We start from the raw sequence: 318 nt of genomic DNA on the forward strand, positions 1-318 counted from the left end.
TGCCAGGCCTTGCGGCCCAGGGCGTCGTAGCCGAAGCGGCTGGTCAGGCGGCCCTGGGTGCGCAGCACTTCGCGGTGCAGGTCGTCGCGCTCGAAGTCGCTGATGACGCGGCCGTCGAGGTTAAGTTGGTGCAGGTGGCCGCTGCCGTAGTACAGGTGGTTGAGGTGGCGGCCGTCCGGCAGTTGCAGGCTGAGCAGGTTGCCCAGGGCGTCGTACTGGTAGCCCAGTTCGCCCAGCGGGGTGCTTTCGCCGAGCAGGCGGCCGTTGGCGTCGTAGGCGAAGGCCAGGCGTTCGGCCTGCAGGCCCTGGCGTTTGCCC

1 protein-coding gene is annotated in these 318 nt (G+C 69.8%); it reads right to left on the reverse strand.

Annotated features, from left to right (window positions below; all coding sequences use genetic code 11):
• The coding region (locus tag DK254_RS06555; RefSeq protein WP_146219576.1) for an RHS repeat domain-containing protein at window positions 1–318 on the reverse strand (318 nt) is incomplete at both ends.

This window comes from Pseudomonas sp. RW407 (genome assembly GCF_003176655.1).
GTDB lineage: Bacteria > Pseudomonadota > Gammaproteobacteria > Pseudomonadales > Pseudomonadaceae > Pseudomonas > Pseudomonas delhiensis.